Annotated in this window: 33 protein-coding genes; all 33 read right to left on the reverse strand. The window is 49.7% G+C overall.

The annotated features are described in order from the left end of the window. Positions 1-384: 384 nt before the first annotated feature. A complete protein-coding gene (locus ACMWLG_RS19370) occupies positions 385-990 on the reverse strand; it encodes a hypothetical protein (RefSeq protein WP_015063019.1) in 606 nt (201 codons plus the stop codon). 237 nt (positions 991-1,227) lie between these two features. Continuing rightward, positions 1,228-1,509: a hypothetical protein gene (locus ACMWLG_RS19375; protein ID WP_022652345.1), complete on the reverse strand. Its 282-nt coding sequence runs from the start codon at positions 1,507-1,509 to the stop codon at positions 1,228-1,230. Positions 1,510-1,629: 120 nt separating this feature from the next. Further along, positions 1,630-1,806, reverse strand: coding sequence for a hypothetical protein (locus ACMWLG_RS19380; protein ID WP_162859439.1), 177 nt, complete (start codon positions 1,804-1,806; stop codon positions 1,630-1,632). Positions 1,807-1,816: 10 nt separating this feature from the next. After that, complete coding sequence (locus ACMWLG_RS19385; protein ID WP_022652347.1) at positions 1,817-2,170, reverse strand: hypothetical protein; 354 nt, start codon at positions 2,168-2,170, stop codon at positions 1,817-1,819. Between the two features lie 229 nt (positions 2,171-2,399). Next, positions 2,400-2,606 (reverse strand): hypothetical protein, encoded by a 207-nt coding sequence (locus ACMWLG_RS19390; RefSeq protein ID WP_032610492.1) that lies wholly within the window; start codon positions 2,604-2,606, stop codon positions 2,400-2,402. A gap of 34 nt (positions 2,607-2,640) precedes the next feature. Continuing rightward, positions 2,641-2,865 carry a hypothetical protein gene (locus tag ACMWLG_RS19395; RefSeq protein WP_022652349.1) on the reverse strand — a complete coding sequence of 75 codons (225 nt, stop codon included), beginning with the start codon at positions 2,863-2,865 and terminating at the stop codon, positions 2,641-2,643. A gap of 49 nt (positions 2,866-2,914) precedes the next feature. Then, the gene (locus ACMWLG_RS19400) at positions 2,915-3,118 is read right to left on the reverse strand and encodes a hypothetical protein (protein WP_022652350.1); all 204 of its coding nucleotides are present in this window, start codon (positions 3,116-3,118) and stop codon (positions 2,915-2,917) included. Between the two features lie 569 nt (positions 3,119-3,687). Further along, positions 3,688-4,179, reverse strand: coding sequence for a DUF3085 domain-containing protein (locus ACMWLG_RS19405; protein ID WP_015063020.1), 492 nt, complete (start codon positions 4,177-4,179; stop codon positions 3,688-3,690). Positions 4,180-4,183: 4 nt separating this feature from the next. Further along, positions 4,184-4,495, reverse strand: coding sequence for a DUF957 domain-containing protein (locus tag ACMWLG_RS19410; protein ID WP_022652352.1), 312 nt, complete (start codon positions 4,493-4,495; stop codon positions 4,184-4,186). Between the two features lie 183 nt (positions 4,496-4,678). Beyond that, entirely contained in the window at positions 4,679-5,080 is a 402-nt protein-coding gene (locus tag ACMWLG_RS19415; RefSeq protein WP_022652353.1) for a hypothetical protein, read from the reverse strand. A gap of 84 nt (positions 5,081-5,164) precedes the next feature. Next, positions 5,165-5,413, reverse strand: coding sequence for a hypothetical protein (locus tag ACMWLG_RS19420; RefSeq protein WP_022652354.1), 249 nt, complete (start codon positions 5,411-5,413; stop codon positions 5,165-5,167). Between the two features lie 33 nt (positions 5,414-5,446). Continuing rightward, positions 5,447-5,683, reverse strand: a complete 237-nt coding sequence (locus tag ACMWLG_RS19425) for a hypothetical protein (RefSeq protein ID WP_022652355.1) — start codon at positions 5,681-5,683, stop codon at positions 5,447-5,449. A 155-nt stretch (positions 5,684-5,838) separates the two neighbouring features. Continuing rightward, positions 5,839-6,447 carry a DUF6012 family protein gene (locus tag ACMWLG_RS19430; RefSeq protein WP_022652356.1) on the reverse strand — a complete coding sequence of 203 codons (609 nt, stop codon included), beginning with the start codon at positions 6,445-6,447 and terminating at the stop codon, positions 5,839-5,841. A 30-nt stretch (positions 6,448-6,477) separates the two neighbouring features. Further along, positions 6,478-7,002, reverse strand: a complete 525-nt coding sequence (locus tag ACMWLG_RS19435; RefSeq protein WP_022652357.1) for an HNH endonuclease — start codon at positions 7,000-7,002, stop codon at positions 6,478-6,480. 33 nt (positions 7,003-7,035) lie between these two features. Beyond that, positions 7,036-7,344, reverse strand: coding sequence for a hypothetical protein (locus tag ACMWLG_RS19440; protein ID WP_022652358.1), 309 nt, complete (start codon positions 7,342-7,344; stop codon positions 7,036-7,038). Further along, positions 7,341-8,039 (reverse strand): hypothetical protein, encoded by a 699-nt coding sequence (locus ACMWLG_RS19445; RefSeq protein ID WP_022652359.1) that lies wholly within the window; start codon positions 8,037-8,039, stop codon positions 7,341-7,343. Before ACMWLG_RS19445 ends, ACMWLG_RS19440 begins: the two co-directional genes overlap by 4 nt. Positions 8,040-8,177: 138 nt before the next feature. Beyond that, positions 8,178-8,402 carry a hypothetical protein gene (locus ACMWLG_RS19450; protein ID WP_022652360.1) on the reverse strand — a complete coding sequence of 75 codons (225 nt, stop codon included), beginning with the start codon at positions 8,400-8,402 and terminating at the stop codon, positions 8,178-8,180. A gap of 57 nt (positions 8,403-8,459) precedes the next feature. Beyond that, a complete protein-coding gene (locus tag ACMWLG_RS19455) occupies positions 8,460-8,954 on the reverse strand; it encodes a hypothetical protein (RefSeq protein WP_015063025.1) in 495 nt (164 codons plus the stop codon). Between the two features lie 181 nt (positions 8,955-9,135). Beyond that, a complete protein-coding gene (locus tag ACMWLG_RS19460; RefSeq protein ID WP_044713534.1) occupies positions 9,136-11,517 on the reverse strand; it encodes a phosphoadenosine phosphosulfate reductase family protein in 2,382 nt (793 codons plus the stop codon). 177 nt (positions 11,518-11,694) lie between these two features. Next, positions 11,695-12,141: a hypothetical protein gene (locus tag ACMWLG_RS19465; protein WP_015063027.1), complete on the reverse strand. Its 447-nt coding sequence runs from the start codon at positions 12,139-12,141 to the stop codon at positions 11,695-11,697. Between the two features lie 46 nt (positions 12,142-12,187). Continuing rightward, positions 12,188-12,994 carry a hypothetical protein gene (locus ACMWLG_RS19470; RefSeq protein ID WP_015063028.1) on the reverse strand — a complete coding sequence of 269 codons (807 nt, stop codon included), beginning with the start codon at positions 12,992-12,994 and terminating at the stop codon, positions 12,188-12,190. A gap of 229 nt (positions 12,995-13,223) precedes the next feature. Further along, the gene (locus ACMWLG_RS19475; protein WP_032610382.1) at positions 13,224-13,487 is read right to left on the reverse strand and encodes a hypothetical protein; all 264 of its coding nucleotides are present in this window, start codon (positions 13,485-13,487) and stop codon (positions 13,224-13,226) included. A gap of 56 nt (positions 13,488-13,543) precedes the next feature. Then, positions 13,544-13,876 carry a hypothetical protein gene (locus ACMWLG_RS19480; RefSeq protein WP_022652118.1) on the reverse strand — a complete coding sequence of 111 codons (333 nt, stop codon included), beginning with the start codon at positions 13,874-13,876 and terminating at the stop codon, positions 13,544-13,546. Between the two features lie 334 nt (positions 13,877-14,210). Beyond that, entirely contained in the window at positions 14,211-14,441 is a 231-nt protein-coding gene (locus ACMWLG_RS19485; protein WP_022652119.1) for a hypothetical protein, read from the reverse strand. A 37-nt stretch (positions 14,442-14,478) separates the two neighbouring features. Then, a complete protein-coding gene (locus ACMWLG_RS19490) occupies positions 14,479-14,937 on the reverse strand; it encodes an RES family NAD+ phosphorylase (protein ID WP_022652120.1) in 459 nt (152 codons plus the stop codon). Next, positions 14,934-15,374 carry an antitoxin Xre/MbcA/ParS toxin-binding domain-containing protein gene (locus tag ACMWLG_RS19495; RefSeq protein ID WP_032610495.1) on the reverse strand — a complete coding sequence of 147 codons (441 nt, stop codon included), beginning with the start codon at positions 15,372-15,374 and terminating at the stop codon, positions 14,934-14,936. Before ACMWLG_RS19495 ends, ACMWLG_RS19490 begins: the two co-directional genes overlap by 4 nt. A gap of 82 nt (positions 15,375-15,456) precedes the next feature. Continuing rightward, positions 15,457-15,765 carry a hypothetical protein gene (locus ACMWLG_RS19500; protein WP_022652122.1) on the reverse strand — a complete coding sequence of 103 codons (309 nt, stop codon included), beginning with the start codon at positions 15,763-15,765 and terminating at the stop codon, positions 15,457-15,459. 175 nt (positions 15,766-15,940) lie between these two features. Beyond that, positions 15,941-17,209, reverse strand: coding sequence for a DNA methyltransferase (locus tag ACMWLG_RS19505; protein ID WP_022652123.1), 1,269 nt, complete (start codon positions 17,207-17,209; stop codon positions 15,941-15,943). Further along, positions 17,196-17,807, reverse strand: a complete 612-nt coding sequence (locus ACMWLG_RS19510) for a hypothetical protein (protein WP_022652124.1) — start codon at positions 17,805-17,807, stop codon at positions 17,196-17,198. Before ACMWLG_RS19510 ends, ACMWLG_RS19505 begins: the two co-directional genes overlap by 14 nt. A 61-nt stretch (positions 17,808-17,868) precedes the next feature. Then, positions 17,869-18,504, reverse strand: coding sequence for a hypothetical protein (locus ACMWLG_RS19515; RefSeq protein WP_022652125.1), 636 nt, complete (start codon positions 18,502-18,504; stop codon positions 17,869-17,871). A 115-nt stretch (positions 18,505-18,619) separates the two neighbouring features. Beyond that, on the reverse strand, positions 18,620-18,877 hold the full coding sequence (locus ACMWLG_RS19520) for a hypothetical protein (RefSeq protein ID WP_022652126.1): 258 nt from the start codon (positions 18,875-18,877) through the stop codon (positions 18,620-18,622). A gap of 63 nt (positions 18,878-18,940) precedes the next feature. Continuing rightward, positions 18,941-19,375, reverse strand: a complete 435-nt coding sequence (locus tag ACMWLG_RS19525) for a hypothetical protein (protein WP_015063073.1) — start codon at positions 19,373-19,375, stop codon at positions 18,941-18,943. A gap of 135 nt (positions 19,376-19,510) precedes the next feature. Further along, positions 19,511-19,888, reverse strand: coding sequence for a hypothetical protein (locus tag ACMWLG_RS19530; protein WP_015063074.1), 378 nt, complete (start codon positions 19,886-19,888; stop codon positions 19,511-19,513). Positions 19,889-20,209 lie beyond the last annotated feature (321 nt).

Consider the following 20,209-nt stretch of genomic DNA (forward strand, 5'->3'; position numbering starts at 1 on the left):
GATTCACGACTTCAAGGCGCTTTTCGAAGGGGTATTTTGGCTTTGACATATCAGGGACTATTCCATTTCATCGTCCAACAAAATGGGTGCAGTACAGGTTAATTTGAAAAAATTACTCGGGGCTTTCTGCTTTTTACCACAGTCAAACAGTGATTCTGCTGGCTGGGGCAAAAGCCTCCAGCACCGAAGCCATTATACCACCCAGCCCCCTTCAAACGAACAGGTCGACCGCCTAAATATTTAATAAGTAAGTATTTCAGGTTTTGCTGCCTCGCAGGCCGTAACAGCGGACGGCTGACGTAATCGCTGACGAAACAGACGGATGCAAATCTCTACACTCAACGCCGCCAGCCCGTCCGGTCCCCCGCTTCTTTCCGGCTGTAATCAGTCAGTCTTCGAACCCGCGATCAGTGACAAACGGTGAGCACGAACACAACTGTGCATTAGGCTATCCGGGTAATGGGCGATTTTCTCCAGTTTCTCATCGAGGCGGGTATACGTCAGTCGCCTGATTTTCGTTAGTTCCTCGTGAAGCCAGCGTTTGATAAAGGGATTGCTGGAAAGCAGCACCAAATCGGAGTCCTCCACTTCATCAAAAAGCCAGACGGGTTTTGCCGGAGTAAGACGATAGAGCCAGGGACGCGAATAGTCCCCCGTCGCAATCAGGAACCAGACAACAATGCCAAGTGCGAGCTCCATGACCAGCATCAGGGTAAACTGAATATCCCGGACGTCAGGCTCTCCGGTAAAGCTCATCAGTCGGTCGCCAGTTGCCACACGCTGGATAATACATACCAGCATCAGCAGAGCAAGCAAAAGCCCCATGAGCAGCCCGCCATTCACCTCAAAAGTAGCTTTCTGGACGCGATCAGGCGGTACCTGTCTACGGTAGCGGCCGACCACTTCGCCGATCAGTTCCCTGATGGCCATGCGTTCTTCATCGACCGTTGTTGCGGTATATCCGGACGGGTCCGATTCAGTTTGGTTCATGTACCCTCTCCTCACTCTGAAAATTAATGGTCACAGACACGCTGATCATACCCGGTGAACGGGAGCTAGTTTGCGGGTTAAGGGCTCGAAAAAAACGGGATTAAAGAGGGAAATGACAGCAGGAAGGTGGGATGCAATGAGCTGTTTTGTTTCCCTACAGTTAAGTGGGGGGGGGAAACTGCCATCACCGGAATACGCTGAGAACGGAACGGGCCAAACCGATAAGATGGACGGGCGCTATTTTGATTCCAATATTCGGGATTTTTCTTCCCGCGTCGCCAAACGGGCACTTCCGGAACGGTCGCGGATGAGTAGCGGCTTATCTTTTTTCCAGCTACTTATCGCCGTTTCCCCGAACCGACGCGGCGCATTGCGGTTCCAGCTGGCGATAACGTGGTTATCGTAAACCTCCTGAATAACGACAGAATGAAGAGTTACTGTCTTAATGGTGGTATTGCCCATTTTGGTTCGGAAGAGTGACCAAACGGTCATCCCCGCCTCCAACTGACTGAGTTTCATCTTTGCTCCGGTGATATCGGGGAAGTCGACGTGGTGACGTATTTAATCATAATCACTCACAGCGGATAATGCCGCCAGGTAACAGGGTACTGTCAGCCCAGGCATGAGCAGTCCTTACGGCTATCGTGATTCGGCCAGTGTGCGGGTAATAGTCGCACGCTGACGCTGACGCTCAGCCTTACGCTGGCTGCGGCGGTAAAGCGGTTTCGCAGCAGCATAACGGCAATCCTCCGGGTAGTACCAGCAGCAGCCACAGGGCTCAGGCTGCGGTTTTCCGGCAAGTCCAAATGGTTTCATAATGTCACCTTTAAATGGAAATATTGTTCAGTTCCCGGCCTTCAGACACGGGTTCATTAATGAAGCGGCGTTGCATAAACAGGTACAGATAACCCTCTGTCGAGAACATACAAAGATTCTCAGTAATACAGGCATCGAGATATTCTGTGTCGCTCTGGAGTCGTTTAATGACGCTCATCTGGTTAGCCGCCGACTGAATCAGCGGATAGCCATTAACAGCACGATGAATACCTGAGCGGAATAACGAACGAGCCTTTCCAATCTTTTCCCGGGCAGCGGTCATTTCCATCTCGATAACCGACTGTCGCGCAAGATTAATAGCATCGCCGGATAATTCCGCAAAGCTGACCAGAGACTTATTCATCTAAAACTCCTTTCAGAAATGTGAACTCATTATATCAATACGGCCTCTGGCCCAAATAACCCGTGGTGAAATATTTTGACGAATATCTGAAAAGTGAAAATGGCAACCGGGAAAAGGACGGGTTTTATTTTAAGTGTGCCGATGACGTCTGACAGGGGAATTAAATTTGACGGTCTTTGATTTAAAAAAAGGTAGAAGGAGGTCACCTGGACACCTCCTTCTCCGGCGCTCAGTTTGAGAATACGTTAACGCTGTAGCGTCTACCGAGCACCTCGGCAGTGGTATCCACAATTTTCTGAATATCATCGGTAATCGCGGGTTTACTGAATGCGACAGTATGCAGTTCGCCAGCTTGTTCCGCCGTCGCGCCATCATGAAAGCGGCTGGCATCGTACAGCTGGACCCGGAGCGTCCGGGTGTGATCAACATGGGGCAATGTTCTTCTCCTGTTCAGCCAGTCGCCATAAGCGTTAATAATCACTTTCTTCCGGTTGCGGCTGAGTGACAAACTGGTACTTTACTCCATTAGGGACACCAACGGCTTTTGCTACGGATTCACACAGCAGCGACAGGTCATTCAGCGTCATCGGATATTCGATGTCGACTGAATATAGGGCCCCGGCATTCTCGGCGTCTTCGATGTTTTTAAACTGGGCGCTGAAAATGGCGACGGTAGAAATTTCAATGTTGTGCATGAGTCAGTCCTTATGAAAAAAAAGCCACCGAAAGGTGGCTGAGTAAAAGTTACTGCGCCTGGCTGGCCTTGTCCGCATTTTTGGTGTAACCAACTCGGGCAATGACGACGGCAATTGCAAGGAGAGCAGCGAGACCGCCGTAGAATACAGATCGGGAAACATCGGCGAACATATCGCTCAAGTTATCAACGCCGAGGAGAAATACACAGATAATGACGATAAAGCGAACTGGTTTGCTATAAAACAATTTCATCAGTAGCTATCCTTCTGGGGTGAAATGACAACAGCATTACACCACATCAGATACCGTTTTTTTTTCGCTAACGGGCCTATTTTGACCAGAAAAAAATAGCGCCTCAGGGTTGGCAATGGCGAGGTTCTTTTCGAGGTACCTGTGGTCATCCCGTCCTGATATCAGAGAGAAAAACGGTTCCAATTGAAAAATTTAGTCGCGTTCGATGGACCTCAGGAGATCACTCCCAGTGGCGCTCAGCTTGACCTGATAATAACTTCCCGGTAAAGGCCGCTGGGACGGATTGGCCAGCTCAACCAACCCAAGCCGAAAGAGGACCGGGGTGCTACGGCATCGCACATCATCCGATGCCCCCCTATACATCCGGCATTCCCGGGCCCGACGAAATTCACCGCAGATCTCATACTGCGTTCCGCTTGCCAGACGATGCAACACATAGATTTGGGCCTGTGTAAGCGGGGAAATAGGTCGCTTTGTGTCAGCCATAATACTCCTTTTAAGGTGGGTCTGTTCGGCTGGCTGAAAGATCAGGGACAGACCATGTTAGACCGATACAGCCTGTGACTCGTTTATCCATTCACCAGCGTTATTTTTGTAGGGGATACTTTGAGACTAAAAGCCTTAAGTTTCTTTTCGATTGCGAGTTCAAACCACTCAAGCGGTACTGTAACTGTACTATCATCTCCTCCCATAATCTGATCAGACTCATAATTCCAATCTTCATCAAGCGACGGATTCATTCCACGGGCATAGATAGCTGTATCTCGGGAGACAGGACTTCCATCCAGAGAAGCATTGGTAATCAGACAGACGCCATGGCCTTTTACCAGAGTAATCTGAGGGGTCAGACGGGTCTGAACCATATGCTTTGGCGATGGCCAGAAAACTTCCCCTGCCAGGCAAGCTTCTTTTTCCGTCTTACCAGCTTCGTTAAGAGGCACCCCCCCCGGATAATTTGTTGGCTCAAAAAGCTGATCAACGGTTGCAAGGAATTGATCCGCTGACTGGATTTCTTTAAGCAGTTTTTTTACCCCTGAAATCTCGAATGTTAATCTGCTCATCTGATTATTCTCCGCAATCCGGCGCTAGCATCAAATGCTTGGTTGCCAAGAGCAGCTCTTTGACGTCAGCAGGAGAAACCTCCCCATTGCCTTCGACAGCGTCCTGTAAACGCTGACGCGTCGCCTGAATCGTATCAGACGACAGAGATGCAAGTTTGCTCAATACCGCGTTAGCTTTTTCCACTGCGGGATACAGGGCTTCTGAGGTGGTATTGTCTACATCATTATCGAAGACCAGCTCAGACTCCATATTAATATTGTCTTCAAGCCAGCTAGAAAGAATATCAAGAAAAGACATGACTTTATTAATCTGCATTTTTTTGCCCTCGGTTGGTGTAAACCCAATATAACAAACCGACTCTCCCGGCTAATAACCCAAAGAGCAAAAAAAAAAAATAGATAAATTAGATAGGACAGAATTTAGTTTAAAAAGGTGTAAAGACAGACCCGCTATAAATAAACTCAGCACTGAAGGAAAAAACCTTCCATATCGGAAGGCTTATGGTGCATCAGGTAAAAAATACTGCTGCTTCTGGAACGCGACGAACGTCGCGAAAACAGCTATCAACACTGCCATGAAGTAAACCAGGTATGAGCCGGATTGCCAGATATTTACGCCGAAAAAAGAAAGTAACTTTCCGTCCGGGATAATAGAAAAAGCCAGGTTCCATAATCCGGTCAGTACAACCTGAGCGATAATCATTTTTCCCAGCGCACCCAGTTCCTGAGTTGCATACATTGCAGCCATTACAAATGTCAGAACTACCACAAGGAGAGCAGACAAAGCCACAACCGAAATGCTCAGTCCGACGGACGTAAATATAATGGCTTCTTTAAAAGCCAGACCTGTAAACCCCCAGATCAGAATGACTAAAATGAAAAACAACAGGATAAATTTCATTAAAATTGCGTCCCTCTTTCAGTGGTAGAATCTGGCTACGATGTCAAAGGCCAGCCTACCACTCGCAGAATGTATAACATGAGGTTAAATACAAATCCGTTCACAGGCCCGTTTCAGTGTTTCTTTGGTATGACATTGTGTGGCCTGATTTAACTGTGTCCGGATATGCTGCTCATCATGGCCGTCAGCAACAAAGAGTTTGATTTTACTTTCAAGACGGCTCATTGCTTCGTACAATTTTGCTTCTTTATTGTTCTTCATGAAGCGAAGAACGTAATCCGCAATAATATGCACAGGCGGTGTTTTTATTTCACGGGAGCGATTGCTGGTCATGATTCTTTCCAATTTTTTGTATTGAAAATACCGTTATACGGTGCCACCACATTTAAGCCAACCTTTTCCGGTTGTATAAGAAATGCGACCGTCCTTAATTAGCGATTGCAAACGGCGGTCAAGAATCCGCAATGGTTGCGGATTGCTTTCCCTAGCGGCAATCCTGTGACACTCTGCTTTGATTTCTCCGGCAAATAATGTCGCGAACGGCTTAGGAACCGGGGTTAGAACTTCGATGAGTGCCTTGTCCAGCGCCAGATATTCATCCATGTTTATGTCCTTACACATAATAAACTAACTATGATTTAACTAATTATACCGAATCGGGGTACGAACCGAATAACCTACAGGTTGGAAAATCAACTTCCCCGGTATATCCATTGAGAGTCTGTCAGCCTGTGCAACGACATCAGGCTGATCGCCACTCACCCGCTAATAACAATGGCCTGCTCCGGTTGTGGCTGGCGATCCCCCCGCAGTGCCTCAGACTCCCTGAGACGGGCTGATGGCATCGTCATTGCCTTAAACCCCTCTTCCCGCGTACGCACCAGCATCCCCCACGAATAGGTTTCACAGACATCGTTCTCTAAATTGGGTTCGGTCGACAGCAGGGACTCCATCTTCGGTTCGATGTGTACCGGCGCAATGTTTTTATAGACAGGGTGAACACGATACTCTTCAGACGCCTGTGCCCGGTAGCTCCCTTGCGCCAGCAGCACGTCATGGGAAACCAGGTCATATTCCGTATCTTCGACAAAGGTCTTCAGGGTGTGCGTTATTTTGCCGTATCCTTCAATATTCCAGACGGAGACCATCGTAAACTCTTCTAACGCTCGGGGAATTTTGACCAGAAATCCATTCAATGCCTTGCGACCCTTCAGCATACCCACCAGGTATTGCTTGTTCGGATAAGGGCGCATCGCAACCAGGTCATTTCCTGTCAGGTGAAGCGACAGTTCCGTGACGCTCACGGAATCCAGCGTGCAGAGATTTCCCATCGGATGCAGGATTTTAGGTACCAGGTGTAAAAACATCGTCATTATCCTCGTTTATTATGGTTTCAATTATTTCGGTGTCGCTTGATACATTTCGAACCAGAAGACAATCGGCTTCTCCGTGACTTCAATTAATCCAAATCGCTCTGCGGTCCTGAAGTTGACGCTGTATGCCCTGGCGCGTTCTACCTGGCGGCTTATTTCTTTCCGCATTCCTTCAACACTCAATGCACCTTTAAAGAGATTGCAGGGGGCGCAAGCCGGAAAAAGATTTTCGATTGCATGCAGTTCAGGATGCATGACCTTACCGGTACTTCGAGCCTGGTGTGTCACTCGACTTCCAGCGGGGGCTCTGACCATTTCAAAATCCCGCCTCACCGGTTCAACATGATCGGCATGCCAGCCTTTTTCCGGCAGAGTACAGCCGCAATAGGCACACCGACCACCAAATTTCAAACGCAGTTCGGCTCGTTGCTCTTTGGATATTTTATTTTTGGGCTTTGAAAATCGCCCATCATCAGATTTAACCTTCGGGAGGAGTTCTGAAAAATTGGGTAATTCGATTACTGAGCCTTTGTTATTTAGAACTTTCACCGGACCTCCCAACCATATTAAGACGGTTTTTTATTAAATTTCCTGAATTAGTTTTCGGATTTTAATCAGGTGTGGTCGGCTTAATTTACATAGCTGTTCGGTCGCGGCATCCAGAGTGGGGAATACATGGGCCTCATTAATATCCACTGTCCAGTATTTCGCCTTCCCTTCCCCCAGATCAGATTCAAAATAATTTCGCTTTACTCCGACCTGCTTTGGTCTTCCATTTATCCTGATAATCTCGTGCCGCTCATCGAAGATAAAACCATCACCGACTAACGTCAGAAGAACAAAAGGACCTTCGGGTTTTTCCGTACCCAGCGAACTCACCTCATTATTCATGCGACTTCCCCAGCAATGCGCTCAAAATTGATTACCCACACCCACGGGTTGGCCTGCCAACTGTCTTCTCCATAGGTGTCTTTCCAAAGGCTGCGGAAGCCAAGAAAATGCTTATCGCCAATAACACAACATTCGGTTGGGGCTCCTTCAGCTTTCGCATCCTCTTCGCTGATGCTGTTTAACCGCTCTACTCGCAAATCGGTGATTTCCAGTACTATACGGCTGGCCCAGCGAGGCATATGGATAGAAGGTGTCCACGCACCTTCGAACTTCATATTTTCTGTACGGGGCTTCCAGTCGGCCTCATCAGGGATCGACCACAGCCCATAATCCCCCGAACGCTGTTCACAGCTCGCACGGTAAATGCGGGCTGCTTCAGATCTGTCCATCACAATGTTGTCATTCCAGTCCACCGCGCACGCATCTTCATTCCCGAGCAAGGAAAACGCTTCACGTACAGTAATACGGTCGCCAACTACACCGTACGGACAGGCGCGAAGCGCCGAATTTGGCTGAGTTCCTGTTGGAAGCCACCAGTCATGCGTATGCCCACGATGTCGCGGTGTTTGCGCAGGCCTTACCGACCATTCAGGTGAACTGTACTGAGGCTCTATAATCCGCCGCGTCTGTGTTTTCTGGTTTGCCAGAATTGCCCTGACCATTTCATCTTTAAAAAGCATTCCACGTGTCTTCACTGTGGTTTCTCCTTTCACACATGGTTCACACATTGAGAAGCCTATCCATCTTTATTCGCCCATCCCTGGAAACGACAGTCGTTACACGGTCGCGGGACTCTACATCCCTTCCTGAAAACGTGGTGTACACACCCCGAATTAATCTTCATCCGCTTCCACTACCGGCTCGGTCGTAATTTCATATTTCACGCAACCAGGTGCATCCAACGCTTTCGCGACAGACTCACACAGCAATGACAAATCATTCAGGGTCATCGGATATTCAACTTCCAGGCTGTAAAGTGCATTGGCGCTGGAGGCAGTGGCCTTGTCAGCGTGGCAGGCATTAAAAATGAAAACGGTATTTTTTTCTTGAATAGTCATAGTGCAATCCTCTGGATAATTAGCCCTGTTTTCAGGACGGTTTTCGATTAAAATTATCTATTCTTTTTTATTACTTACTGAAATCTGTTGAACAGGTTCTGACTGATCATTTTCTCCGACCGGTGTTTTGTCGACAAATGACCATTCTTGTTTGGGTTCTTTATATAAAGCACTAGCCTCAGTATTCATCCATGATTCAAAAGCAACATAAGTCATGCCTTCCTCACTAACGCGGGCCTTAAAAACCTCCCAAGCTTGCAGATCAAGCGGCTGGTACTCTTTCAGCGACTGGTCAAGCCATCCCTTCCAGATTTCCTTACGATGTTTAAAATGAGGTATAGCCAGGTATGCATAACTACCCGCAACACAAATTAAATACAGGAAGCCGCTCCATAGAGAGGAATTGAAAAAAATCTGACTAGGGAAAATACATGCCACTATGGCAATAATTAATAGCAGGTGTTCCTTACCAGTGGGCTTATTAAATTCCCAGTTGATTGAAATGCCCCTTATCTTCCTTAAGTTCCTTTTTTTATCCTCTTTATCGGTCATATATCAGTCCCTAATAGTTTTAAAATGGATGTTGTTAGTCTGATGAAAAAAGTTACTTTTCAAACCCGCACCGTAACGGACTTCACCCCTGCGAGCATTACACCACACACATTTCATCTATTTTTCCGTTAACGGGGCTATTTTCACGCTTTTTTAGGTCTGTCTGATTGTGCTAATTGCCTCACGCCAGCAGGCGGACCAGACGATTCAGCAGAGGCCTTAACAGTGCCGCAGTACTCTCCCGGCAATCATCCACATGCCGGAATCCCGTCTTTTTCGAAGACTGGGGACCGGACAGCATCCTCAGCGCCCAAATAACCTCCCGTAAGGTTTCGTCGTACTCCTGGGAAATACACCTGGCTAACGTCGTCAGAAAGCGTTTTCTGACAGCCCGGTAATACAACCGTTCCTCCGGTTGCATTGATTGAGGCTTAATCCGCAGGTTACAGAGAGTCAGTACAGCGTCGAGCAGACCGGCTTTCAGTTCGTCACCCGTCCGGGCCAGATGTTGCTGGCGTTCGTTCTCCAGTTGCGTCGTGATCCATGCCCCAAGAGGCGTTCGGTTGTGGGTGTGCAGCGCCACACAGGCCGCAACACAGCACCAGAAGCGCAGTTTCTGCCGCTGCCCCCGCAGTTTACGGGCAACGAGCAGGCGGTAATCGCAGTCGGTCAGGATCTTGAAACGGTGGCTGACGAGCAGGGACGGCAGCGGCGTCTGGTCGTTAATGCCAAGACGTGAAAAGGCCTGCCCGCGTTGAGCGAGGCGGTGGTACACCGCACCTTTCCCCCGGGAAATTCGGACGGCGCCGTATCTAAGCAGGTACTGTGCCGCCGCCACGGGGGTAAACTCACCGTCAGACACACGCTGGCGTAATCCGTCATATTCATGCCAGATAATCCAGGACGCAGTGTCTTCATCGACCGTCAGCTCATCCTCTTCTTCGAATGCAACGATGTTCAGGCTTTCCCCGCTGCTCAGCAGGCTGCGGGAAGCACGGTCATCCTCCCGACCGTCAAAATAGGCCATTTCGGCAGACGGATCAGACAGCCCGTCAAATGACGTCCCGATACGGCCTTCCGGCAACTTCATCCAGCGTGGTGCTGGCATCGGCGTGCGGGGTACGGGTTGCATAGCTGGCTCATCGTCGAGCAGATCCAGTGCCCCCCCTTCCCACACCTGGCGGTAAAGTTCGATGGCGCGAAATGGTCGCGGGTTAAAGCAATGCAGTGACCAGAGAAAGTCGATATGCAGCACGTTGGCTTCCTGCACCAGTCGAAACTGCGGCTCCGCCATGCGGCGGTTATGCGCCGTATCTTCGACCTCGCCAGAAAGTAACTTTTCCCGCACCGCTGCGGCCCGCTGGGCCTCCACGTAATCGAGGCTGCAACAGATATGGAACAGTCGTTCGGTCAGGGACGACGAGAAAACATTGGGCTGAAGACGCACATACCCGCCCTCAAACACTTTGCGGCCGATATAATCCCGAAGGCTCCAGTCGTACTGGATTTTGGTCAGGAAACGCTGAAGGCGGTTTAGACCAGCCTGGTAGCCGTACTTCTCAGGATCAGTGCGGAGTAAGGTTTCCATCGAGTGGTCAATGCCGACGGCGCAGCATAGCGAGCATCCATAGCGAGCGCCGCAGGCAGAAGACCGGGCCGTGTATTTCTCCGGCGTCCAGATACATTCCCCGGTCGCGTCTTTGTAAAGCGTGGCGAGGCTGAAGTTGTCCGGCAAAAAGCTTGGCAGCGGAAATCGCGCCAGCGAACCACAGGCCATCAGAAATGACCAGATATCCTGTGTCCGCCACTCTTTCACCGGGTACAGTTCGCCGCCGAGCTCCGTGAGCGAGACGCTGTCCGACTGCCCGCCCATTCTGAGGATGTTGCCTGCCCGACGGGCGCTCTCATCATCGCGGGAACCCAGCATCAGGCACACTTTGTTGCGGACGGAAGCTGGTGCATTTTTTAAATAACGGGCTTTGGCCTGGCGCAGTGGAGAGCGTTTGAGATCTGTAGAGCATTGACGCGTATTGGAATTTGTCCAGGTCGGAAGTCCGCGCCCGGTCAGAATGCGTCCGACCCAGCTCTGGGTCATGGACGGGTGGGCCACCAGGACGGTCACGGGCAGTTGCTGTTCGGCAATAAAGGCTCGGAGCTGGCTGAGAACCTGCGTGGACTGATGATGCATCTCAGGGTTTTCAATCAGGGTGTTGGAGATCTGAATGAAGTGGTGCTGGCTGACGTTCGACCCGTTCCGTACGGCACGGATCAGGGCCATGAGGAACAGGTGCAGTAGCGAGTGGGAGTCTTTCCCGCCGCTGTAGCCGACGCACATGGTCCAGCCTTCGGTAATCGCATGATAAATGGCACTGGTTGCCGTCGTCACGCGCGATGCGAGACTGACCGGCTCACCGGCATCGGTATAATTCAGATCCGCATCGGTCTTCAGTGTTTGCCAGACATCGCCCCATTTATCCTGCGTCAGAATGGCAGCGTTAGCCGCCTCAGAAAATTGAATTTCTGAGGGTAATTCAAGGAATGTTTCTTTTATTTCGATATACATATTATTTCCTGAATTTTGGCTTTCGCTGCATTATCGCGTTATTTATTAAACCCATCTAATATCTTCAGTGCAATATGTGAAGATAAATTTAGTTAAATTGGAATTATGCCAATTTAACTAAATAGCACTGAATAAATAGAATTACGCGGCAATAAATATATTATCTTTACCACGCTCTCACGAATACTGCTGGGTAATTAAAACCGTCGTATTTGATTCCAGCTCTGCCAACGGAATTCTGGGGGTATTGAGCATCATGTCATCACCGCAATGGCGGGGTACAGCCGTCAGTTGAAATGATTCTTTCATGACCCGGATGGAAGTTGTTTCCGTGCGAGAGGACGGCATGACGTCCCGGAGCATGGTTTCCTGCCCGTTACTGTCACTTTCAATAAATGCAGCCTTCGCCATGAGTTCCTCAATGTCCTCTTCCGATGTTTCGGACCAGAGGCAGTCATAGAAGAAAAACTCTGCAACGTACAAATCATTCTCTTTCACGTATGCCGCCAGTTCACGGATACGCTGAGCCAGCGATGTATCAATGGAAAAGAAGACGCTTTGCGGGACTTCACTCGCAAATTCATTGATGCAGCTAGCGGACGCAATCAAAAGTTTATTGAACATTTCAGCTCTCCATGCCACCGGCTGTCCCGGTGGCAATCTAGGGTTATCAGGCAGTCACGGGGCACAATACGTCCAGCGAAGGCAGCAATTTGCTCAGGCTGTCGTACACGACGGGCGTCAGTTCGGTGACGCTGTGAAGCGCCATGCTGGTGTTGTCTTCTTCGCTGAGAATGATGACTCCATCCTCATCAGGATCGTCAGAAGTACTCTCGTCCGAGGCCAGGCGGTGGCGTGCAACGTCATAAGGCGATTCAGACGCTTTGCAGCTCATCAGATAGCATTCTGTGTATGTGTTTTCGTGGTTATACTGGTTCACTTTCACCAACGCATACTGAACACCGGCATCATGGGCTTCGTTCATCAGGCGGGAAAAATTAAAGCCTTCCTCATAGTGGTGTGTATCTTTAGTCACCACGATTGTCGCACCGCCGAACTCGTTTTCGCGTGGTCGGTCGCAGACGAAAGCGGCATTGATTGTGACCATTTCAGGCAGGTTAAACACCGACAACACGGCAGTTGTTACCGCGATTGCGTGGTCGAGGTTAATGCTTTCATCATGGCTGATTGCCAGACCGCTACCGGTGATTTCCGCTTTGAGTTCCAGCTCGTAATTGTCTTCTGGTGACTCCGGCTGACCAAAAGTCGGCTCAAACGGATCGCACTCCGGGTGGTTCTGAATAATACCCAGGACCAGCAGTTCAGTGAGGGAACACTCTGAAGCAGGTTTAGACAGCAGGTGATCACCTTCCGACACATCCGTGTCCGTAACATACGCAATCGCGTCCAGAGCCATCTGAGCCTGTTCCTGTGAACAGAGAATTGTGAAGGATGCCTGAGTGTAATTATTTGCCATTGCATAACTCCTTATTTAATTAAGTGTGATTGCTGTCTGTGAATAGATAATATCAAAACAGATACCCGCACCTAATAACCCGAAATGAAATATTTTCGAAGTTTTTATAGAGAAGACAGGCGCCATATTTATTAATCCAGCCATTATTTAGAGGGCGGCATTAAGTAATTATGCGGAAAAAATAAAAAACCGCCACAAGGGCGGCATTTATTAAATGGGAAAGATTCAGTTATAAGGTATGTGTCAGGGCGGAAACAATGATCCGGTCTGGTAACAGTGATTGAAGGGACGCCGACGAAATGACAAGTGCCTTTTCAATGTGTGCCTCTCTGTCGGCGATATGTCGCCGGAATGCCGCTTCTGCTTCACCGGAGGAGTCGGCTTCAACCAGCATCACTTCTTCCTCATCATCAAACATCATGCGGCCTGAGATAATATACAGTCGGCTTAAGTCCGGGAGATTTACAGCGTTGCCCTGTTTGTTAATCATCATTTTTCTCCGTCTGCAATTTTTAAATTTGTCAGTTCTGCTACGGGTAAAATACACCATCAGCCCTGTAAACCCGGACAGGTATCAACGTAGCTCATCGGTTTGCCAATCGCGGCGCTTAGGCGAAGGATTTCGCCGATGGAGACGTACCGCAGCATTTCAGAACGCCCGTGTTTCTGGTATTCATCCACCGACATGGTGCGCCAGTCCTTGTGCGGTGTGTTTTTGCACAACTGCCAGTTGTCGACAGTGGTCGGGCGACGCAGGACATACACACCCAGCGAAGGCGTGAGGCCTAAGCCAAATGACTGCTGCACCACAATACGCACTTCAGAGCCGTCGGGGCGTTTCAGTGTCTGAGTAATTTTAGTGATGAGCTGTTCGGATTCCATACTATTAACCTCGACCGTCAGTTGGGTTGCTGTAGGGATATTTTAGCAAAGTCGGTTCACTGGCTAATAAGTACAAAGCGAAATTTTTAAAAATAGAGGAATAAAACAGGAAGAGAACAAATCTGGAAACAGCAAAATCACATTATCCGATTGCAATTCATTTCACATTTGACATATTCGGAATTAAGTACGCAACGAACCTGCATCGTCTGGTATAAAAGTATATTTCAAATATTCAGGTTATTATCTGAAGTAAAATACTCTCTGCCCCGGTTGCAATACCAGACGGAACACAAGACGTTATGAAGAGCCTGTCCCGGTTCAAAAGCTGCGGCTAATTTTTTCTGACCCACTTAACGAGAATGCCAGCCAGAGTCACAGTCAGCATCAATGCCCATACTGAAGAAATAAAGTTAAGCAATGGAATACGCTCAGAATAATCACAGGTACTGGATGGGTCACTGGCAAATTTACAGATAAATTCGGGATCAAGCCCCCAGTAAACGAAAGAAAATAACACAACGAGCGATACACTGATTTTAAAGATTTTTTCGCTTGTCATCATTTATCATCTCAATCCAGGAGGTTATATAAACCTGAAACTATTTCAGCCGTGTGTCGTACTGGTAAGGAATTTTCTGGACGGTTTTCATCAGATCAAAAATCGCCGGATGAGCCGGATTTAAAAGGTAGTTAAACTCCACCGGAGATAATGCACTGGGAATACGCAGGGCAACAGAAGAGCCACTTTCAGCCCAGTTATCGCCATACAGGGCAAGTTCTGCGGGCGCATCTTCACTTGCCCAGCCCGGCGGCAGCAGGTTCAAGTCAAAGGCCTGGATCTGGTCATCCGGGACATCAATGCTCAGCAGCGTGTAAGCGTCCAGAAGCTGCGGGGCATTGATATGCACCAGCGTCTCCAGCATGGTCAGAGAGGCCGTCTCGGACAGATAGACAAGTGCTGTGCCGACACTGTTCCAGCGGCCTCCCGCTTCTTTCGCACCTAATCCCGACCATGCAGTCGTAATATAGCGGGTCTTGGTCATCCGATACAGGATCACGAATAGACTCCGTGTTCAATACGGGTGATCAGGCGCATCACTTCGAGTGCGCCGGTTTCCGAAGAGACAACATCTGCCGGAGTCTTCCAGCTCAAGCCACGGTTTGGCTCGTTCATCCATTTCTGTGCTGCCTCTTTGTCGCCTTCGAACAGCTCTACAGCCCGTTCAATGACGCGAATAATACGCACCAGACGTTCGCTCTGATCCGCAGTGAAACGGGCTTTTACGCTGCGATTGAAGGTGGTGTTCGGAATGCCGGACATTTTGCGCAGTTCCGACGGCGTGATGTTCGCCCATTCAGAAATGGAATGAGCGACTTTACCTTCCAGTCCGTGGCTAATTTTGTCCATCAGCGCAATGCCGTCATTATCCAGACCCACCACCTGCCATAAGCCGTGCGGGTTCATTTTGGATAAATCTGGAGAAAAAACTTTCATAGTCATAACCGACCCTCCCATTTGGTATGTCAATTATACCATATGGGTGACTACTGGCAATATTTTCACCTTTCTCATAACGTCAGTTCGTCACCCGGCTGACTCTGGCATGGGCATTGCCCTGAATGTTCCAGTACAGCCCAGCCGGAAGCTCTGCGGCCCAGGTTGCCCCCCGTTCCGACATTTGTTCGGGCGTTTCCAGCCATCCACGCGGAATAGTACCGGTGGTGTCACCGATAACCCGCGAGACGCAGGCGGCAACGCGGACGCCGCCGGGGACATCACAGCCGGATTCAACGATGTGCATCACTTCCATTAATGCGCCGTACGCTTCAACACGGTCGCCCTTTTGCAGTTCAATGGGGGAAACCTGTTCAGTCAAATTCTTCATGCTCACACTCCCTTCAGTGATTAAAATTGTCGCCGTCGTTTTTAAGGCATCCGGGAGAAGAATCCTGGTGGCCATTACGCCGGTATGTTGCTGAATCATTTTCTGTCAGCGCCGTCGCCGCAGGACATCCCCGCTGGCGTCACTTCCGGCTGCTGGCCAGGCTAAACCGCCCAGCTCATCCCCCTTCCCGCAGTTCATCACGGTAAAGGGCAACCAGGTCATCGAGTATCGGGCTGCTCTGGTATCCCGGCATTTCTGTAAACAGGCTGCGCGAGATCCCGAGCCATTCCATTATTTTGTCCGTTGCATACCAACGTCTGCCGAGCCGCTCAGCGGCAACCGGTACTTTGTGCAGACCGGCAAATGGCTCAACTACCAGATCACCAGGCCTGGTGAGGAACTCGATCAGGAATGCGGCGAGTCGAGTGGGTGACGTTGCACCGTGCAGCGGAAACCCCAGTTCGCGGGCGATGCGATGGCAGAGCCGCGTATCCGGGCAGGCATTGCCAAACATAAGCGTATTTTTGGAGATAGTCCCTTCTGTCTTATTGCCGAAGGCGCCATTTTTAAGCTGGTAAGCGCCATCCCCGTAAAATGTAGTGCGGTTTTCGCCGCCGGACGCCTGCAATTTCTGATGCTGCTCTGAATGAGGCTGGAGAACGCGCATGTTGTTCGAACGAACCTTTTGCGCGTCATTAGTAAACCACAGCACCGGCTCGTAAGACGAACAGAGCTGAACACGCTGTTTACACGCCCAGTGAGTCGGCGACGGGGGTTTCGCTCGGTTCACCCAGTTCAGTCTGTCCATCAGCTCAAGACCCAGCTTATCGCACAGCGCCAGTGTCAGTCTTTCCAGATACAGAGAGCGCGATGGCCTGCCTGGATTAAAGCTGTCCTGCGTCACATTGAGCGCCACGCTGCCCCCCGGCACGAGCTGCTTCACGATAGGCTCAAGAATCCGCAGCAGCCAGTCAATATACGCCTGCTCACCGCGTCCGCCGCCGTGCCCGTAATTTCGGGCATTACGCAGCAGGAACGGGGGCGACGTAAGGCAGAGATGGATTTGCTCATTGATGTTGCTGAAGAACGCGTACGCATTCCCGAAGACCGATGCCCCGAGCGAAGTTGAGAAGCCAACGACGCACAGTTTGTCCCAGGACTCATGCAGCTTCTTGTCATTTTTGAAGGCATAGCGCCAGACGCCCCGCTTTTCCGGGACACGCTCGATCACCCCGGCCTGCCGCAGCGTCTGCTGATACCAGCGAACCTGATGCTTGACGCCGCTGGTTCGCATTTTGTCCGAGCCGAACGCCTTCATTTTCTGTAGTTCTGCATCCGACATCCCCGTTTCGCGTTGTACCTCGCGATACAGCTCTTCGTTCGTTAACGGGGTGTCTGACGCGGCATAGATCCGCGCAATCAAATCGCTGTTAAGGTTGCTCATCAGCCATCCTTGAAAAACGGACCAGGGCGGCTTCACACTGCTCTTTACCCCACGAGTCCTGCCAGTCGCACAGGTGGAGATATTTGCGTTCGAGTGCTTCCATTTCATCGAGATTTGAACTCGATAATCCCGCCCAGACGTCGTGCCAGCACACATCGTAAGTAACGCCTGCCGGTGGGCAGTATTCCAGAGCATCCGCATGGATGATTTCAACACGGGGATCGTGGGCAAAGGCCTCGGCAACTAGGTTAATCACATCCTGCGACTTCTCAATGACAGTCACGTTGTTAACTTCCGGCTTCTGAAGAATGGCGTGCAGCACCATCCCCAGCCCCAGTCCGTTGATCAGGACGTGCCCTGTCGCTCGCTTTATGAACTCCTGACAGAGTTGGATTTCGTATGGCAAATTGGTCATCACCACATTTCTGCCATTTGAAAGGCGGCGATAGTTACCGGGCTGTAAAACCGCGTCGATATCCTCCGTAGCGGCACGGAGGAAAAGGCTAACCGCCTTATCTTTGGAGATTTCGAAGCTGTCCAGTGTCCAGGCACCGGATGTTCCATCTTTAACAGGTAAATTAGAAAAGCAACTCTTCATCAGTCATCCTTAAAATGGATTCAGTTCAACGTAAGTGGGCGCAGGAAGACGGTGAAGCAGGTCACTTCCCTTTCTGCATCAGGGACTCCAGTGACGATTCCAGCGCCGCGAAACGAATCAGGGCAGCTTCACACTGCTCTTTACCCCACGAGTCCTGCCAGTCGCACAGGTGGAGATATTTGCGTTCGAGCGCTTCCATTTCATCAAGATTTGATCTCGAAAAATCTGGCCAGATATCATGCCAGCACACATTGAAGGTAACGCCTGCCGGTGGGCAGTATTTCAGAGCATCCGCAAGGATAATTTCAACGCGGGGATCGTGAGCAAATGCTTTGGAAACCAGGTTCATCACATCCTGAGACTTCTCAATGACGGTCACGTGGGTCACGTCAGGCTTCTGAAGAATGGCGTGCAGCACCATTCCCAGCCCCAGTCCGTTAATCAGGATGCGTCCAGTTGCTCGCTCAATGAAAGCTTCACAGGTACGGATCTCCATCGGCGTATTGGACATCACCACTTCGTTATCACAGGACAAACGCCGGTAGACGCCTGCCGGGATATATTCATCCTGATCCTTTGTATATTCGGCGCGAAGCTTCAGGGTCTGCGCTTTTTCTGGCGTAATCACAAAGGAGTCCAGCGTCCAGTTACCGGATTTCCCGTTTTTCACCGGCAGCTCAGCAAATTTACTTTTCATACTGATAACCTTAATTTCGAATCATTCTGTTGCCGGGAAATTACCACATAACCCTCGGGCTGGGCAGGCAAGATCGCGTTACAACGGACGGCGGCTGACGCAACCGTCCACGGGTTCACAGGTAACGAAGTAGGATCTCCGCATCCTCCGGTGGCAGCTGTTGGCAGCTCTTCACTTGATAGAAGAATTCCCCGCCAAGATCATACACTCCGCCGTCTTCAAAACTCAGTGCTTCGACCTCGTCGCGACACTCATTCAGTAATGCCGTCTGGCTGGCGTTTGCCTCAGTATCGCTGGCGACAAGCTTCACGCTGGAATGCTCATACTCGCCATTCCGGCATACAATTTTGACAATGAAGTTTTTTTCAGGCATCTGCGCCTCCCGGCTGGTTAGGGGTTTATTCAGCGTTGCCCCGGCGTCCGGGGCAAGACTCAATCAACCCTTGATGAAACTCTGGCCGAAAGAAGGATTGGCTTTAAACTGGTGCTCCTTTATGATTTTTTTCATCATCTGAGAGCATTTCTTGATCGATTTGGTGCTGGCATCCGTGACTTCAGCCATCTTGCGGATAAAGCGATTCACCTGATACTGCGCCTCAGCATCTTGGCTGAGGGCTTCACTGTGGATGCGGTCTTCATGCTGCGCAATCAACAGCACATAGCAGCGGAGACCTGTGGCGGTGCTCACGCGCTGGCTGATCGTGATTTCCGCCGAGCGGGTAGACTGGACGACAGAGAGAGAGACTCTCGATAATTCGCCGTCCCGGAAAATAGCCGGAGTAAGACCATTAATATCCTCGCGGGAATAATTCAGAGAGTCCAGAATGGAAAATAAATCACAGGTGGTAAAATCGAATTCCTGAATGCTCATATCGCCTCCGACGCTTCATTATTTGTTGGCATTGCCTGTAGATATATAATACCAGGTTGGGTTCAAAACCTAATAACCCGGAAGAGAATATTTTGAAGAAAATCTCAGGCATCCATGCCGTGAATTAAGCTGGCACTATTCTGAAATAATATCACCAAGGCTGGTGGTAAATTCTCTTTTGACGGATTCAGTAAACGGCACTCGCTCAATATATTTATAATTCGTGGCATAGGTGTTGGTGTCTAAAGTCCGGGAGATCTCATCATCAATCGGGTCTTCAAACATATCAATGCGCACATCGATATGCTGCGTGCCTTCTGCGGTAGGATGTGACAGGCTGCACGACACTTCGATATAGCGATCTTTCTGCTCCGCGACAAACGTCCAGAAACCTGCATTAAAGTCGGTTGATGCACCGTGACGTTTAAATACAACATCAGATACGGAATAACCGACAGCATTAAGAAGGGAAATGAAATTAAGCTGACTGGAAATGATATCTAATTTATTCATGATGTCTCCTGTTGGTATGTGGCAATTATACCAGGACGCGCTCGACGGCTAATAACCTGCGGCAAAATTTTTCCGAATAGTTGATGATGTGATTGATAGCTTTAAAAATTAGGAGGATTGTTTATAAGAAGGAATATAACCAGAGGATTTGAAATTTAATACACCATGCCGACTGACCACGTCTAATTTTTCAAAAGTTACTTTTCCCGGCTGCCCTGATCCCACGTCGCTAAGACCCGGTATACTCAGGCATTCTGCCCGGAAGGCAATTGGCTTCGGTGATCGGGTATTAAAATAGGGCCAGTCTGTTTTTCTGCGAGT

Origin of the sequence: Enterobacter sp. 01-M-02-SI-ECC, assembly GCF_047530595.1 — a bacterium.
Lineage (GTDB): Bacteria > Pseudomonadota > Gammaproteobacteria > Enterobacterales > Enterobacteriaceae > Enterobacter > Enterobacter cloacae_M.

What these genes read in the sequence shown, in the direction of transcription:
- ACMWLG_RS19420 (WP_022652354.1), bottom strand. Translation starts at nt 5,413, where the DNA reads ATGACCAGCAATCGCTCCCGTGAAATAAAAACACCGCCTGTGCATATT.
- ACMWLG_RS19385 (WP_022652347.1), bottom strand. Translation starts at nt 2,170, where the DNA reads ATGAATAAGTCTCTGGTCAGCTTTGCGGAATTATCCGGCGATGCTATT.
- ACMWLG_RS19495 (WP_032610495.1), bottom strand. Translation starts at nt 15,374, where the DNA reads ATGAAAGTTTTTTCTCCAGATTTATCCAAAATGAACCCGCACGGCTTA.
- ACMWLG_RS19460 (WP_044713534.1), bottom strand. Translation starts at nt 11,517, where the DNA reads ATGTATATCGAAATAAAAGAAACATTCCTTGAATTACCCTCAGAAATT.
- ACMWLG_RS19465 (WP_015063027.1), bottom strand. Translation starts at nt 12,141, where the DNA reads ATGTTCAATAAACTTTTGATTGCGTCCGCTAGCTGCATCAATGAATTT.
- ACMWLG_RS19480 (WP_022652118.1), bottom strand. Translation starts at nt 13,876, where the DNA reads ATGGAATCCGAACAGCTCATCACTAAAATTACTCAGACACTGAAACGC.
- ACMWLG_RS19500 (WP_022652122.1), bottom strand. Translation starts at nt 15,765, where the DNA reads ATGAAGAATTTGACTGAACAGGTTTCCCCCATTGAACTGCAAAAGGGC.
- ACMWLG_RS19485 (WP_022652119.1), bottom strand. Translation starts at nt 14,441, where the DNA reads ATGATGACAAGCGAAAAAATCTTTAAAATCAGTGTATCGCTCGTTGTG.
- ACMWLG_RS19515 (WP_022652125.1), bottom strand. Translation starts at nt 18,504, where the DNA reads ATGAAAAGTAAATTTGCTGAGCTGCCGGTGAAAAACGGGAAATCCGGT.
- ACMWLG_RS19370 (WP_015063019.1), bottom strand. Translation starts at nt 990, where the DNA reads ATGAACCAAACTGAATCGGACCCGTCCGGATATACCGCAACAACGGTC.
- ACMWLG_RS19375 (WP_022652345.1), bottom strand. Translation starts at nt 1,509, where the DNA reads ATGAAACTCAGTCAGTTGGAGGCGGGGATGACCGTTTGGTCACTCTTC.
- ACMWLG_RS19400 (WP_022652350.1), bottom strand. Translation starts at nt 3,118, where the DNA reads ATGAAATTGTTTTATAGCAAACCAGTTCGCTTTATCGTCATTATCTGT.
- ACMWLG_RS19395 (WP_022652349.1), bottom strand. Translation starts at nt 2,865, where the DNA reads ATGCACAACATTGAAATTTCTACCGTCGCCATTTTCAGCGCCCAGTTT.
- ACMWLG_RS19415 (WP_022652353.1), bottom strand. Translation starts at nt 5,080, where the DNA reads ATGAAATTTATCCTGTTGTTTTTCATTTTAGTCATTCTGATCTGGGGG.
- ACMWLG_RS19425 (WP_022652355.1), bottom strand. Translation starts at nt 5,683, where the DNA reads ATGGATGAATATCTGGCGCTGGACAAGGCACTCATCGAAGTTCTAACC.
- ACMWLG_RS19440 (WP_022652358.1), bottom strand. Translation starts at nt 7,344, where the DNA reads ATGAATAATGAGGTGAGTTCGCTGGGTACGGAAAAACCCGAAGGTCCT.
- ACMWLG_RS19475 (WP_032610382.1), bottom strand. Translation starts at nt 13,487, where the DNA reads ATGATGATTAACAAACAGGGCAACGCTGTAAATCTCCCGGACTTAAGC.
- ACMWLG_RS19510 (WP_022652124.1), bottom strand. Translation starts at nt 17,807, where the DNA reads ATGAAGAGTTGCTTTTCTAATTTACCTGTTAAAGATGGAACATCCGGT.
- ACMWLG_RS19470 (WP_015063028.1), bottom strand. Translation starts at nt 12,994, where the DNA reads ATGGCAAATAATTACACTCAGGCATCCTTCACAATTCTCTGTTCACAG.
- ACMWLG_RS19455 (WP_015063025.1), bottom strand. Translation starts at nt 8,954, where the DNA reads ATGACCGATAAAGAGGATAAAAAAAGGAACTTAAGGAAGATAAGGGGC.
- ACMWLG_RS19520 (WP_022652126.1), bottom strand. Translation starts at nt 18,877, where the DNA reads ATGCCTGAAAAAAACTTCATTGTCAAAATTGTATGCCGGAATGGCGAG.
- ACMWLG_RS19525 (WP_015063073.1), bottom strand. Translation starts at nt 19,375, where the DNA reads ATGAGCATTCAGGAATTCGATTTTACCACCTGTGATTTATTTTCCATT.
- ACMWLG_RS19380 (WP_162859439.1), bottom strand. Translation starts at nt 1,806, where the DNA reads ATGAAACCATTTGGACTTGCCGGAAAACCGCAGCCTGAGCCCTGTGGC.
- ACMWLG_RS19405 (WP_015063020.1), bottom strand. Translation starts at nt 4,179, where the DNA reads ATGAGCAGATTAACATTCGAGATTTCAGGGGTAAAAAAACTGCTTAAA.
- ACMWLG_RS19530 (WP_015063074.1), bottom strand. Translation starts at nt 19,888, where the DNA reads ATGAATAAATTAGATATCATTTCCAGTCAGCTTAATTTCATTTCCCTT.
- ACMWLG_RS19450 (WP_022652360.1), bottom strand. Translation starts at nt 8,402, where the DNA reads ATGACTATTCAAGAAAAAAATACCGTTTTCATTTTTAATGCCTGCCAC.
- ACMWLG_RS19410 (WP_022652352.1), bottom strand. Translation starts at nt 4,495, where the DNA reads ATGCAGATTAATAAAGTCATGTCTTTTCTTGATATTCTTTCTAGCTGG.
- ACMWLG_RS19430 (WP_022652356.1), bottom strand. Translation starts at nt 6,447, where the DNA reads ATGTTTTTACACCTGGTACCTAAAATCCTGCATCCGATGGGAAATCTC.
- ACMWLG_RS19505 (WP_022652123.1), bottom strand. Translation starts at nt 17,209, where the DNA reads ATGAGCAACCTTAACAGCGATTTGATTGCGCGGATCTATGCCGCGTCA.